Raw genomic sequence first — 14,280 nt, 5'->3', positions numbered from 1 at the left:
CTAAAAATTGCGAGGGTATCGCTTTGCATGACGATACCCTAGATTAGAGTAAAATTAAAAACGCTTACCAATAGTAAGGCTAAAGGTACGAGGTAAGACAACGCGCGCATTAAATGTAGTTGCTTGACCTGCTACCGTTTCACCTGCGCGAGGATCTCCCTCTGATAAGCCTTCTGAGTTATTAAGGTTTTTAACATCGGCACGAAGGTAATAACCGTCTTCGTTTTCAAGGGATAAACCAAGGTTTAACATGCCATACATAGGCAGTTCTGCTGTGTTGGCGTCGTCGGCATAACGTTTACCGCTCCAAGAGTAGCTACCATGAATAGCTGCCATACCCCACGAAAAATCTTCAAACTGATAGCTACTAGTTAATTGGCCAAAGTGCTTAGGCACACGTACAGGTAAGTTGCCGTTTATATCAATAGAGGCAGAGCTTCCATTAGCATCTAAGTATTGCGCCGCTGGTGTGTTTACAAATTCGGGTGATTGGTACGTTGCAGATACACCAATGCGCCAGTCTTGAGTGATTTGCAGGTTAAATTCGGCTTCTACACCTAAGGTTTCTGTGTTTCTAAAGGCTTGACGTTGCACTACTTGACCATTTTCAACAGTAGGTACATTAAAGAATAAATCATCCGCAGCGGCGAAGTAACCGGTTACAAATGCTGCGACATCACCTTCGTTATATTTAATGCCCACTTCGGCCATTACCGTTGAAGCTGGTTGTGTTTCGCGCCTCTCAGAGTTATTAAATTGATTAATTTCCTCTTGACTAGTTAGGTTGGTAATCGCCATGTATTTATCTACATCAGGCATACGAAAACCATCTGCATATCGAGTGAATACCGCTAAGTCGTCGTTAAATTTGTAGTTAGCTGCAACTGTCCATGCCATTTCGTTGTATTCAACATCAAAGTTTCGGTAAGTCCCATCACCAAAGGGCAGGGTAATATTCCCATTGACGGTATCAGTATCGCTGGCAAAACTGTCAATTGTGTAATTAGCTTGGTTTTGCGCTTCCCCATCTGCTTTGAGGGTTTCGTACCTTAGGCCCAGATTAAACGACACATCTTCAAGCTCGTATTCAAAGTCAGCAAAGGGCGCCAGGGTATTTTCACTATAAACAATATCGGCAAAACCATGTGATCCAGACTGAATACCTTTGTAAGTACCGCTGGCAATGTCAAGACCTTGTGCATCTGTAAATACAACATCTAAGCGCTGCGGCAGGGGCTCTACTGATTGCAGTGTATTAATTCGATAGTCGGTAACATGGCCATTAATATTAGAGAAGAATAAGCCAAAATTAGCATAAAGAGTCCCTTCGCCTACATCATCAAAGGTGTAGTTGAATCTGGTTTCGTTTTGAAAGTTATCGCCTTCAAAACGTCTATGCCAAAAGCCTGCGTTTATTCCGTATCCATTGGTGTTGTAGGTATTTACGTTGCTTGAATCAGCCAATACAAAGCCGCTTCCTGCATCGCGTATATCGTAACTTAGGTTACCATCAACCATGGCACCTGCAAGGACATCAGTATTTGCAGCATATATAGCTTGTGCTTTACTAGCTAACGATTCGGCGTTACCTACGTTAATGATGCCGGTAAAGGTTGTTAGCATATCGGTATAACGCATTTGATTTGAAAAGACTAAGTTTTCGTTGATTTCAATTTCGGTTGTATTGCCAAAGTAGGTCACATTAGCGTAGTTACCATCTGCAATATCCAAATCAATGTCGCCGCTTGGGGTGTTATTAAGAGTTAATAAACGCGCACCTGCTGAGTTACCGGTGGTGCCATCTCTGATATCCATCCCGCCTGGGATTGTTTTAGCATTGGTGGTTGAGCCTATTAATGGCTGAGGAATAAAAAAGAATGATCTATCGTTTTGTTTATTAAACTCAAAGCGGGTAAAGCCGCTGCCATCTTTAAAAAAGTGCTTAATATTGCCATTAAGCTCACCACCTTGGTTAGCTGTATACCCCGGATCGCGTGCGGAGTCATCCTTGCGATACCAAGCGCCAACAGCATAGGTTGTCTGATCGTCTATTGATCCGCTAACCCAACCTTGTCCACCTAGGCGGTTGTTGCTGTTGGTTTCAAAAAACACATCACCTTGGGTATCATCGGAGCCTTCACGAGAAATAAAATTAATAAACCCAGCTGGCGCGCTACCAACAAAGATTGACGAGGCACCACCACGAATAGCTTCAACGTTGCCAACAAAATTAGACAAACGGGTAAAGCGATCATTTTGAGTAAATAAAATATCTTGATTATAAAACACGGTCATACCATCACGAAGTAGTGCTGTAAACTCTGTTTGCGTTGATAACGGAAAGCCTCGTGGGGCTACGTTGTTACCGGTTTCTCCACCGGTGTCTTCGGCATGAAAACCAGGAATACTTCGCACTAATTCAGCAACACTGTGCGGAGCCAATTGCTCTAACTTTGCTTCGTTAAAGGTAGTTATTGCATTAGTTGATTCGATTTTCTCTTTTGGCCGAGATGTTCCCGTTACAATGATGCGCTCAAACCCTAAATCACTTTTTGCTTCTTGTTGCTCTTGTGACAAGACGCTAGGGGATATGGATAGACCTACAGCGACTGCAATTAGAGTCATTTTTGCTGATACTTTCATTTTTCTGTTCTCTCTTTGTTGTGTGTGTATACAAATTTGCGGTTTTATTAATCAAACATGTCAGTGTTATCAAATTTGTAAATAGAATGTAGAGAACTTAAAATAATAAATCAACTATTATTATTTATTATTTTTTGTACAGCTTTTTGATTGTTTAAGTGAATTTTTTACCTCTGATAAAAAATGAATAAGCAGCCAACGTTACCGATGGCTGCTTTTTAACTTTAAAGTATATTAGTGGTGTGAAAGGCTTGCGTGATCTTGAGAAAAGTTGATAAGTAACGGAAGGTTAGCGCAGCCTACTGATTGAGCCTTGGCGCCAATAGAGCCACTTTGTACTTCACAGCGATTAATACCGCGATGATCAGCCTGGCTCAATTTTAACTTTGTTGCCAAAACTATTTTTTCTCTGACATTGATAGGAATGGCGCCATCAATGACAATCGCCTCAAAATCAAAAATAGCTAAAGAACACAATGCCGCGTAGGCGAGACCATCTGCAACTTGGTCTATCCACTTATCGAGTACGGGGCCTAAGTCTCCCCAATACTCTTTTGAACTCCACAGTATGTCAGTATTGTAGCCATCACCTTTGAGCATTTTTTCGAGAATATACAGTGATGATTGCATAATAAGTTGTTGGGAGGTTAGTTGACCTTCACTATTAAGCATAGGCCTAGGTAATGAGCCTATAGCGCCGGCATTACCTTTTTTACCGGTAAATAAGGTTTCGTTTATAACAACTCCACCACCAATAAAAGTACCAATAAAAATATATAAAAAATCGCTAAAACGAGCAGGATTACCAAAGCTTAATTCAGCTGAACAAGCCGCGGTATCATCATTACATACATACACGGGAAGGTGTACAATTTGATTTATTTTTTCTTTAAAATCAAAAGACTTCCATTCATTCAATACTGCTTTTGGAGCGCCGGCTTCTTCTGTCCAGTTCCAAATTTCGTAAGGGGTTGCAACACCCACACCTAAGATACGCTTGGCTAATTCGTCACTTAAGCTCATTTTAAGTACGCTGATCCCTTTCTCTAAAAAGGTTAGCAAGCTCTGTACTGTGGGGTAAGCGCAGTTTTCGTGCAAAGTTGCGCGTATATTTCCTACTAAGTCAATCAAGGTTAAATCAAAACTGCGACGACCTACTTTTAAGCCAATTCCAAATGCACCATCTGGATTTAACGCAAATGGGATGGTTGGTTGGCCAACCTTGCCACGCTGAGGGTCTTTCCGTATTAATAACGATTCGGCTTCTAAACTATTGATAATTACTGTGACGGCCTGTGCTGAAAGCCCTGTTTTTTGTGCTATTTCAGCTTTTGGAGCACTACCGTGTTGGCGAATTAATGACATAATTCGGCGTTCATTATGAGCACGCAGGCCAGATTGGCTTCGGCCTTCTTGTAAAGAGAGTCGAGGGTTTTTAGATTTGATAATTATTCCTACCTAGTTGTTATTATCTTGAATAACCTGATTAATTGTACACCGAGTGTGTGTAATTGGCGACTATATTAGCTTTATTGCCGGGTTCATTTCTTATTATTAAATTTACGACAGAGTATAAATAAGTCACAGGAGGTTAATAAATAACTATAGTTGATTTATTGACGGAATGATATTTAACTGGTTAAATGCTTTACTTAACATTAACAACTGAGACACGGCAATGACCACACACACACACACACAAACACCTCTTGTCTCCAAGGAGATGGTGGTTCCCTTTATTTTACTTGTTCTGTGCTTTGCTGCATGGGGAGCTGCGGCAAACATGACTGATCCGCTAGTAAAAGTGTTTAGTAAAATTTTTACTATGTCGTCAGTGCAGTCTGCATTGGTACAATTTAGCTACTATGGAGCTTACTTTTGCTTAGCTATTCCGGCGGCATATATCAATAAACGCTTTTCGTATAAAACAGGTGTGTTAACCGGTTTAGGGATGGCTGCAATCGGAGCATTTTTGTTTTATCCCGCCAGCCAAGCAATGACTTATGGTTTTTTTTTAGTGGCTTTGTTTGTGTTAGCTGGAGGCTTATCTATTTTAGAGACATCAGCAAACCCTTATGTAATGGGAATGGGCACCCAACAAGGTGCAACTCGCAGGTTGAATTTGGCGCAATCATTTAACCCTGTCGGTACTAACATTGGTGTTTTTTTAGCCGCTACCCTTATTTTACCAAAGCTCAATACTGCAACCTCTGGTGAGCGCACAAATATGAATAGTGAGCAATTAACTAGCATTATAAGCGCAGAACTTGATGCAGTTATGGTGCCTTATGTTGGTATGGCTTGTGTGTTGGTTTTTATTTGGTTGGCAATTGCGTTTACTAAAACACCTAATTTTTGTAAGCAAAAAAAAGTCTCTAAGCATGTAGAATTTAGTGCAACGTTTAAGCGCTTGTTTAAAAATACCCATTACCGCTTTGGTGTTATCGCCCAGTTTTTTAATGTTGCGGCGCAAACTTGTGTATGGACATTTACCATCCAGTACGTAATGGAGGCACTCGATACAAATGAAGTTACCGGGGGAAGTATTTTACAATACAGTATGATCACCTTTTTAGTTTCTCGATTTGTAATGACCTGGCTTATGGGATTTATTCGTCCTGCCAAACTGTTAATGGCAACCTCTATTATTGCAATGCTGCTGTGTTTTTATATGGTGAAAATGCCAAATATAAGTGGCGTATGGGCGCTGGTAAGTATATCGGCTTGCTTATCATTAATGTTTCCAACTATTTACGCGATTTCACTACATGGGTTAGGCGATGATGCAAAACTAGGTGCTGCTGGTTTAGTAATGGCTATTTTAGGTGGAGCGATAGTTCCTGTATTCCAAGCTGTGTTTATTGATACATACAGTGTCGCGTTTTCTTATGTTGTGCCTGCGGGGTGTTTTATTATTGTTGCAGCTTATGCTGCATTTGATTTAAAAACAAAAGTCAGAGTATTCAATAATGTAGCGCCTTGCTAAATGGATTGAAAACCGAGCCTGAAGGCTCGGTTTTACTTTTTAACTTTTCTCATTTGTAAATCTTCTTTAACCCCAACCTTCATCGGATTAAGATATTAGGCATGTTGATATTCTTATTTAGTTGAAAAAATATGTTTTTAGATCTCACCGAAAATACCAACCAAAATGTTTACTCTTACTTAGTAGGCAGTATCAGCCCAAGGCCTATCGCATGGATAAGTACATTAAATAGCGAAGGTATTGCAAATATTGCGCCTTATTCATTTTTTACTGTGGCTAGTTGCAAGCCAGCTGTTTTAAGTGTTACGCAAGTAAACCCTAGTGATAAAACGAATAAAGATACGCTCAGTAATCTAATGGCAACTAAAGAATGTGTGGTTAACATTGTCAGCCAAGAGTTAGTTGAAAAAATGAACCAAAGTTGTGCAAATTATCCTAGTGATATAAGCGAGTTTGATGCAGCTAACATTGCCCAAGCTCCAAGTAAGTTAGTTAACGCGCCAAGCGTTGCCGATTCAAAAGTACGGTTTGAATGTAAGTTACGCGAAGTTATTAGTATTTCAAATGAGCCTGGCGGTGGAAAAATGATGTTGCTGGATGTAGTGGGTATTTGTATAGACGATGAAGTGATGAGTGGTGGCTATATTGACCCTGAATTATTAAATGCAGTGGGCAAAATGGGCGGCGATTACTTTAGTACAACCAAAGATAAGTTTTTGCTTAAAAGGCCACAGTTGTAATTTTAATATAGATTCTTCCTTTGTTTGTGCACATTGTTTGCACTTTTACTTGTTAACTTTGTTTTATTAAACGTTAAAGTAAAGGTTCAAGCATTGAAAACACTTCTTAAAACAAAAGCCGTTAATGCCACTAAGTTATTTGCGTTAAGCGCGCTTTGCATCGCTTTAAGTGCATGTAATAGCGATTCAACAAGTACTGCAACAGACGGCGATACAGTCAGTAATAGTGCTCCAACGGTTGATGCTGGTATTGACCAAACTGTTAATGCGGGCGATACCGTTTATTTAAGTTCAGCGGTTGAAGATGACGGTGAAGTATCGGTTAGTTGGTCGCAAACATCAGGCACTACCGTTAGTTTATCTTCAAGTACTGCGGCGTCTACTGAGTTTGTTGCACCTGAAGTTTTAACCGATGAAGCACTTGTATTTGAAATCAGTGCAGATGATGGCACAAACGATGTCGTTGTAGATACAGTTATAGTTAATGTGATTGCTTCATCAGACTCAGATACAGTTGATAATAGTGCAAAACTTACCAGCTGGTTAATTAACAACGATACAACTTCTACATACATACAAAATAATGGTGCAGTGGTTGAAGATGTTCAATCGGTTGAGGTTGTTAGCGTTACTGAAGAAGATGCTGACGTTGAATACATGTACGTGCAAACTACTGACATTCCTAAATATGATGTAACGCTTACACAAGACCAAGTAGACGCGTTAAATAACCGCCCGCGTGCAGCTACCGATTTTTATAACGGTGTAACTTCTGCAGCAGTAGGCCAAACCATTTCTTTTGGTGAAGATATTGGCTATAACAGCAGCACTGAAAACTGTGATGACACAGGCGGTGCAGGCTATTGGCCTCCTGGACCAGGTTGCCCGACAGAACAAACAGTTGAAGCGTATTTACCGATAACACCTACCGATTTATCTGACACTGGAACTTGCGAAACAGGTTTAGGTACAGTTGGCTTAATGGTTAATGGCACCAGTATATTTAACTGGGGCGATGGTATGAGCTACGGTAATAATATTTGGTATACATTAGCGCCCATTGCTGAGCAATACGATGTTGATGTGTGCGGCGGACATGCTGCTAACGGTGAATATCATCACCATTTTTATACTAGTTGCTTAGCTGATTTACTTGAAGATGATGGCGATGCGCATTCACCTATTTATGGGTTTGCAGCTGATGGCTATCCGCTTTACGGTCCTTATGAAAGTAACGGACAACTAGCATTAAGCGGCTGGGAAATGCGAGATTACGGTGCACCTACAAGTGAAGGGGGTTGTGGTACTGAGGGTGAGCGAAGCTGTACCTTAGTTGATCAATACGATGTTAGCCAAGGTACACAAACAAGTGATGCAGGTCCTGCTATTGGTGCACAAGTAGCGACGCTCTCTGGTAATACATTAAATGCCGACGATGGTTACTACTTTGAAGATTATTACTACGCACAAAAAACAGTAACCGGTGCTCAATTAGATGAGCATAACGGCCACGATACTAACGATGGCAAGGGTTATCACTACCATATAACACTAACGTTAGGCAGCGATGGTAAATTACAGCCTTCTTTTCCTTATCAAATAGGGCCTCGTTTTAAAGGTCAATTAGCCGATAATTCAATTGGTCGCTGTGATACGGGCGAAACAATGGGTCCACCACCGGGAATGTAGGAGTAACTATGCGTTATTTTAAATACGCATTGATCCTAACTACTGCTGTGCTATTGAGTTTTAAGCTCTTTGCGCAGCAGGAAATGATGGATCATAGCCATATGCCTATAGCTGTGCCAAATGACACGCCAATCCCGGCATTAAGCCTTAAGTTATTAAAAGATAGTATGTCGGGTTATAATTTAATTTTAGATACACAGCGTTATGATTTGTCTGTGCCGCCAGAGGGCACGATGAACATGCAACAAATGATGGGCGTGACAACAAACCAAGACACCGGTTTTTTACAAGGTCATGCTCATTTATACATTAATGGGGTTAAAATACAGCGAATTTACGGACAAGCGTTGCATATACCTGCTAACTTATTTAAAACTGGTATAAATACCGTATCGGTTACTTTAAATAATCATGGTCATATGTATTGGACCGCTCAAGGTAAAAAAATAGTTGCTACGCTGTATGTTAACGACCAAACCAAAGAGTTTATAACATACCGATTTGAAAGCTTTCCTAGCAAGGTTGAAAACACGCATTAATGAAAATTCATAATAAACTTTTTTTAATACTATTTAGTTTTACCTTTAGTGTTATTGCAGGGCTGGTGGTTCTTATACAGTGGAGCATAGGGCAGGGCGTAATTGATTTTGTTAATGCAAAAGAAGTAAAAGCGCTTGAACCACTTGTTGTGCAACTTGCAAAGCAATACGAACAAAACCCCTCATGGGAACGTGTTGTCGGCAATGGCGAAAATTTTAGAAAACTTATTGAATCGCAGCTAGAAAATAGCCAGTTTTTACCTAGGCCACCAGAAGGTCCAGGCCCCAGAGGGGGAATGATGCGACGGCCGCCACCCGATCATATTCGTTTAGGGGGAGAGCGCCGCCTACCACCTGAAAATATTGCTCACTACGCTTTGCTTGACGAAAATAAGCAGCGAGTAGTGGGTAAATACCTTAGCGATTTAAAATATATAACAACCCCAATTATTGTTATCGATAAAGTAGTGGGCTACTTAGCTGTTTCCAAAAGAGATAGCTTGGTTGATGGCTATGAGCTTGATTTTTTACAGCAGCAAACTAACTACTTATGGTTTATTGCTTTAGCTGCGGTATTGCTAACATTAATGGTTACTTTTTTATTGTCTCGTCACCTAGTAAGCCCTGTAAAGCAAATTGCTAATGGTATGCATCGCTTAACGCAAGGTAATTACGAGACCAAACTCACGCTTGAGCGAAAAGACGAGCTAGGACAGTTGAGCGAAGATTTTAATACGCTTGCATTTACACTCGCTAAAGATGAGCAAGTACGTAAGCGTTGGCTTGCTAATATTTCTCATGAGCTTAGGACGCCAATGAGTATTTTACTCGGTGAACTTGAAGCTATGTTACTTGGTATACGAGAACCGAACGCAAAAAATATAAGTTCGGCTAACGATGAAGCTTTGCATTTAAAACGCTTAATAGACGACTTGCATATGCTCAATAGCGCAGAGTTAGGAGGTATGCACTACACTATGCAACCTACTGATATGGCGTTATTATTAAATACTATTGAGCAAAAGTATCAGGTTTTGCTTGAACAACATAATATAAAAATATACCTACTAAATAGCGCTAAACACATAACTGTACAAGCAGATAAAACACGCCTTTTGCAGCTACTCGATAATATTCTAATGAACGCAGTACACTATGCACAATGTACAACTATTTCTTTAACGGCTAATAATATAAGCATTAAAGGGCAAACTTATTTAGAGCTTATAATCGAAGATAATGGCGTCGGTGTAGAGCAGTCGCATTTATCGCATTTATTTGAATATTTATACCGAATAGATAGTTCGCGTAATCGCCAAGAGGGCGGTTCTGGCTTAGGTTTATCTATTTGCCAGCATATAGTTAAAGGTCATAAAGGTGAAATAGCTGCAGAAAAAGCCAGCTTAGGCGGTCTTGCTATTATTATTAGATTGCCAACTATTTAGTTTATAAAAATAAAGTTAAGGTTACTTACAGAGATGCCTATGAGTGAACAAATACTAATTGTGGAAGATGAAGTAAAGCTAGCTAACTTAATGAGTGACTTTTTAAGCAGCCATCACTTTATTACTCATCAAATACATCAGGGGAATGAAGTATTACCTTGGCTTGAAATTAACAGGCCGAGTGTAATCTTGCTAGACATAATGTTACCAGGGCAAAGTGGTATTGAACTGTGTAAAGCAATCAGGCGCTTTTCAAACGTGCCTATTATTATGGTATCGGCAAAAGTAGAAGAAATAGATAGGCTGCTTGGGCTGGAATTAGGTGCAGATGATTATATTTGTAAGCCGTTTAGTTATGCTGAGCTGGTGGCACGCGTAAAAGCTATTTTAAGGCGATTAAATAACGCAAGTGACGTTACAGAGTCAACAATGAAGCTTGAGGAAAGCAGCTATAGCGTAAAATATAAATCAAGCAGTATAGAATTGACGAACTTTGAATTTCAGCTATTTAAACCTTTGTTTAACAACCCAAATCGTATTTATTCGCGCGATAGCTTAATGGACACTATGTACGCCGATCAGCGTATTGTGAGCCACCGTACAATTGATAGCCATATTAAAAAGTTGCGTAAAAAACTAGATGAAGTGACACAAACTGAAAGTGTTATCCAGTCTGTTTATGGGGTTGGCTACCGGTTTGTGCATCCACAGTAAGGTGGAATGAGCTATGACGATGAGTTACTCATCGTCGTCAGCATTTTTAATTCGCTCTAAACGGTCAAACTCTTCGTATTCGGCAGCTTGGATTTCATCAAGAATAGAATCTACATCAGCAAGTTCGTCGCTGTCTTCAAATTCACCTGTAAGCGTTGAATTAGGCGTTAAATTGGCCTCTTCAAATAGTGCCCACATTTCTTTAGCGTATTGAGTTTTTAGTATGCTTGGCGCAAATTCACCATAGTAGCGGCGTATGTTATTTACATCGCGTGCAAACATAGCTTGTGCACTGTTATTTGCTGATGCGTTAACGGCTTGCGGTAAATCTATAATGACAGGGCCGTTATTATCTACAAGTACATTAAATTCAGATAAATCGCCGTGTATTATACCTGCGCAAAGCATAAGCTTAATGTAATGTATCATGAGTTTATACTGCTCAATCGCTTGCTCTTCACTAAAAACGACATGTCCAAGTTGAGGGGCAACGTTACCGTCCTCACCCGCCACTAACTCCATAAGCAACACGCCATCAATACAAAAATAAGTGTCAGGTACACGTACACCAACACTCGCTAAGCGAGATAACGCGTCAACTTCAGCGTTTTGCCAAATTTCTTCTTCTAATTGGCGGCCATAGCTAGAGCGTTTACCCATTGCACGCGCTTGGCGTCCACCACGTACTTTTCGGCCTTCTTGATATTGTGCCGCTTTTTTAAAACTACGTTTAACCGCATCTTTATACACTTTCGCACAGCGAATATGTTCACCACAACGCACAATAAATACATCGGCTTCTTTACCGCTCATTAGTCGGCTTATTACTTCGTCAATAAGGCCATCATCAACAAGAGGTTGTAGGCGTTTAGGTATTTTCACAGATTGCCTGCTAAGTAGGGTTGGTTATTAATCATTATTTATGAAAGTGCTCTGTATTTGTTTGTTTAATTGGCTCAAGCAGTATATCAGCTTTGAGAATTAAGGGCAGTAACACTACTGCCAGAGAGTAATTAATCGTATTATTTTATTAGCTTATATATTGATTGCAAAGCAATCAACCAGAACTTTTTTTGAATCATCAGTTTTTATTAAAAATAATTTATTACTTCCTCATTATTTGCACATTGTTTGCGTTTTTAAAGCGTAAGCTTAGTTTAATTCTTAAATACGAGGTTATTACTATGAAGCATTTTTCAACTCTTGCCACTGTGGCAATATTATCTATTGCTTTTTCAGCTAATGTAGTTGCTCGAGGCGGTGACAATCCTCCTGAAAAACCTGACTTTTCAACTATTGATACTGATGGTGATGGCGTAATTAGCTTTGAAGAGTTTAGTGCTAAAAAACCACCGCACGGTGATGCACAAACAATTTTTGATTCTATAGATGCCGATGGTAATGGCGAAATTAGTGAACAAGAGCTTAGCGATCATAAACCACCTCGTCGTGAACGTTGAAAGGATACTAAAATGATTAATAATATTGGCAGCAGCTCTGCGAGTTTTGTGCCGCAACAAAGTAGTCAAGCTGCAAAATTAACAACAGAGCAAAGTGATTTTGTTAAAGAAACGCTTGCACAGTTTGATGCAGGAAACTTAACTAGCGACGATGCGCAAAGTATTCAAGCGGCATTTAAAGAACAAGGTATTGAACCAACAAAAGAGCTTGCTGATTTAATGGGCGAACTCGAGTTTGATGCTAAAAGCATTGGTGATGCAGGAAGAGCAGAGGGTCAAAGACCGCCGCCACCGCCACAAAACTCATTAGAATCAGTCGATACAGACGAGGTAGTGAGCTACTTAGATGAGCTCTTAACTGAGTATTCAAACCAGTTGTCTGATGAAGATAAAGAATCAATCCTTGCATCAGTGCAAGAGAAGTTTGGTTTAAGTGAAGGCGATTCACTGCTAAATGTAACTGCTTAGGTGTTATAACTTAGAGTAAAGCTGACTGTTACTCGAAAGTCTTAAGTCCAAAGCCCAACGGTTAATTCTGTTGGGCTTTTTTGTTGGCTTAATTTAACCGTGTTTCTATTTTACTGGTGCCATCTTCTTCGGTAAATTTAAATACAAAATCTTTTTTACCGTCTTGGTTTATATCTACTAGAAGAATATCTTTATTATTTTTAGGCAGCGTTAGCTTTAATTTTTTGCGTTTATCATTTAGCAGTGAGTCTTGCTCTCCATAATAAATATACAGCGTTTTTTTACTGTATTTGTATACCGCATCAATATAGCTATCGCCGTTAATGTCACCTAAATAGAGAGCCGGTTCTGATTCATCGCCATTCATCCCCACTTCCATTTCTAAATCAAGCTTAATACTCGATTTATTGGCAAATGAGCCGTCGGGTTGCTGCTTATAAAGATTCATTTCTACATCTACATCAGTACTGCCACCGCCTAATGCCATAGATGCGATAGTACCTAAGCCAATATCTAAGTCCATTTTTTGTAAATCAATTAAGCCATCATTATTAAAATCAGTTTTGAGCAATAACTCACTAGGGCCCTGTGTTTCAAATAAGGTAATGGGCGTATTACTAAAGCCTTTAGCACTCCCTAGGTACAAAGTATGTGCTATTTTTATATCTAACGAGTCCATACCTTGCGTAGGTTTAAACTGTCTAGTTGTAAAATCTAGGAATCCGTCGTTATTAATATCAATAATTTGCTTTATTTTACGAGTCTCGCCATTGCTTAGCTCGCCTAGCTCAATGTTAAAATCAATTGAGGTGAGCTTTTGCTCAAAGCCCTCTGAATTAGCAAGTAGTACATCTGCTCCAAAGTCATTTGAAAAAACCAGGTCGTTTAATCCGTCGTGGTTAAAATCGATAACCACAGGTTTATTGTTAATATTAACTTCTAGAGAAAGCCCTTTTCCTGAAAAGCGGCCTTCATACTTAGGCGTTTGTTTAAATTTGTTAGGCTTAAAGCTGCCATCTTTATTTTGAATGTATAAAGTACTGCTTGCTAACCCAGGGATAAAAATATCGCTTAGACCGTCATTGTTAGCATCGAAAACAAAGTCTACTTTTTTAAATTTATCTATTTTTAATTGATTAAGAACCGACTCATAATTAAACAACAATGTTGGTTTACCTGTTTGGGCTTTATATACGCCATCACTTGTTAGTACGAGTGCTTGTTTATCGGTGATGTTAGCAAGTGTTGCCACATCAAACCCGATGGCGTTTTTTGGTAAAGCAAGTTCACTACTAAGTGATGTAAGTAAATTGATGGCTTCTAATTGTTTTGATTCTTTATTATATGCAAATAAAATCTCTGAATCGGTTGATACTAATTCATCCGTTGTTTTTATTGCCATTGTTTGAGCTATAACGCTTATGGGGGTAAGTAAAGTGATGAGTGAATAGCAAAGTGGTTTTATCATGCAAATTCCTTTTTTATATTTAGTTGTATCGTTAAAGCTTTTATTATTTAAGCAGCGTCAGCGCATAATTATCCAGCGCTGGGGCTTTTTCGTTTAAACGTAATATACATATGTAAGTTGGATTATAT

At 39.4% G+C, this 14,280-nt stretch carries 12 protein-coding genes; 8 read left to right on the top strand and 4 right to left on the bottom strand.

All coding sequences use genetic code 11. The features are described from left to right. Window positions 1-54: 54 nt before the first annotated feature. Entirely contained in the window at window positions 55-2,643 is a 2,589-nt protein-coding gene (locus H5122_RS11470) for a TonB-dependent receptor (RefSeq protein WP_182682220.1), read from the bottom strand. Between the two features lie 234 nt (window positions 2,644-2,877). Beyond that, window positions 2,878-4,035 carry an ROK family transcriptional regulator gene (locus tag H5122_RS11465; protein WP_220487047.1) on the bottom strand — a complete coding sequence of 386 codons (1,158 nt, stop codon included), beginning with the start codon at window positions 4,033-4,035 and terminating at the stop codon, window positions 2,878-2,880. Between the two features lie 286 nt (window positions 4,036-4,321). On the opposite strand from H5122_RS11465, the gene fucP reads away from it, so the two are divergent. The 6 genes from fucP to H5122_RS11435 all read left to right on the top strand — a co-directional run bounded on the left by fucP (window position 4,322) and on the right by H5122_RS11435 (window position 10,756). Then, window positions 4,322-5,629, top strand: coding sequence for an L-fucose:H+ symporter permease (gene fucP / locus H5122_RS11460; RefSeq protein WP_029753314.1), 1,308 nt, complete (start codon window positions 4,322-4,324; stop codon window positions 5,627-5,629). A 131-nt stretch (window positions 5,630-5,760) separates the two neighbouring features. Next, on the top strand, window positions 5,761-6,369 hold the full coding sequence (locus H5122_RS11455) for a flavin reductase family protein (protein WP_182682221.1): 609 nt from the start codon (window positions 5,761-5,763) through the stop codon (window positions 6,367-6,369). Window positions 6,370-6,402: 33 nt separating this feature from the next. Further along, complete coding sequence (locus H5122_RS11450; RefSeq protein ID WP_182682222.1) at window positions 6,403-8,058, top strand: YHYH protein; 1,656 nt, start codon at window positions 6,403-6,405, stop codon at window positions 8,056-8,058. An 8-nt stretch (window positions 8,059-8,066) separates the two neighbouring features. Next, window positions 8,067-8,597, top strand: a complete 531-nt coding sequence (locus H5122_RS11445; RefSeq protein WP_182682223.1) for a hypothetical protein — start codon at window positions 8,067-8,069, stop codon at window positions 8,595-8,597. Next, window positions 8,597-10,042 carry an ATP-binding protein gene (locus H5122_RS11440; RefSeq protein WP_182682224.1) on the top strand — a complete coding sequence of 482 codons (1,446 nt, stop codon included), beginning with the start codon at window positions 8,597-8,599 and terminating at the stop codon, window positions 10,040-10,042. The genes H5122_RS11445 and H5122_RS11440 overlap by 1 nt, the downstream gene beginning before the upstream one ends. Before the next feature lie 39 nt (window positions 10,043-10,081). After that, window positions 10,082-10,756, top strand: coding sequence for a response regulator (locus H5122_RS11435; RefSeq protein WP_182682225.1), 675 nt, complete (start codon window positions 10,082-10,084; stop codon window positions 10,754-10,756). A 24-nt stretch (window positions 10,757-10,780) separates the two neighbouring features. Here the strand turns inward: H5122_RS11435 and H5122_RS11430 are convergent, their stop codons facing one another. Beyond that, a complete protein-coding gene (locus tag H5122_RS11430) occupies window positions 10,781-11,638 on the bottom strand; it encodes a PA4780 family RIO1-like protein kinase (RefSeq protein WP_182682226.1) in 858 nt (285 codons plus the stop codon). A gap of 302 nt (window positions 11,639-11,940) precedes the next feature. On the opposite strand from H5122_RS11430, the gene H5122_RS11425 reads away from it, so the two are divergent. Together H5122_RS11425 and H5122_RS11420 are read left to right on the top strand one after the other, a co-directional pair. Continuing rightward, window positions 11,941-12,216, top strand: coding sequence for an EF-hand domain-containing protein (locus H5122_RS11425; RefSeq protein WP_182682227.1), 276 nt, complete (start codon window positions 11,941-11,943; stop codon window positions 12,214-12,216). A gap of 12 nt (window positions 12,217-12,228) precedes the next feature. Next, window positions 12,229-12,684, top strand: a complete 456-nt coding sequence (locus tag H5122_RS11420; RefSeq protein ID WP_182682228.1) for a hypothetical protein — start codon at window positions 12,229-12,231, stop codon at window positions 12,682-12,684. 88 nt (window positions 12,685-12,772) lie between these two features. On the opposite strand, the gene H5122_RS11415 is transcribed toward H5122_RS11420, so the two are convergent. After that, entirely contained in the window at window positions 12,773-14,152 is a 1,380-nt protein-coding gene (locus H5122_RS11415) for a VCBS repeat-containing protein (RefSeq protein WP_182682229.1), read from the bottom strand. Between the last annotated feature and the right edge of the window lie 128 nt (window positions 14,153-14,280).

The sequence above is a fragment of the Pseudoalteromonas sp. SG43-8 genome (assembly GCF_014164245.1).
GTDB lineage: Bacteria > Pseudomonadota > Gammaproteobacteria > Enterobacterales > Alteromonadaceae > Pseudoalteromonas > Pseudoalteromonas distincta.
The sequence above is the reverse complement of the archived record's forward strand: the minus strand, read 5'-3'. Positions and strand labels throughout refer to the sequence as shown.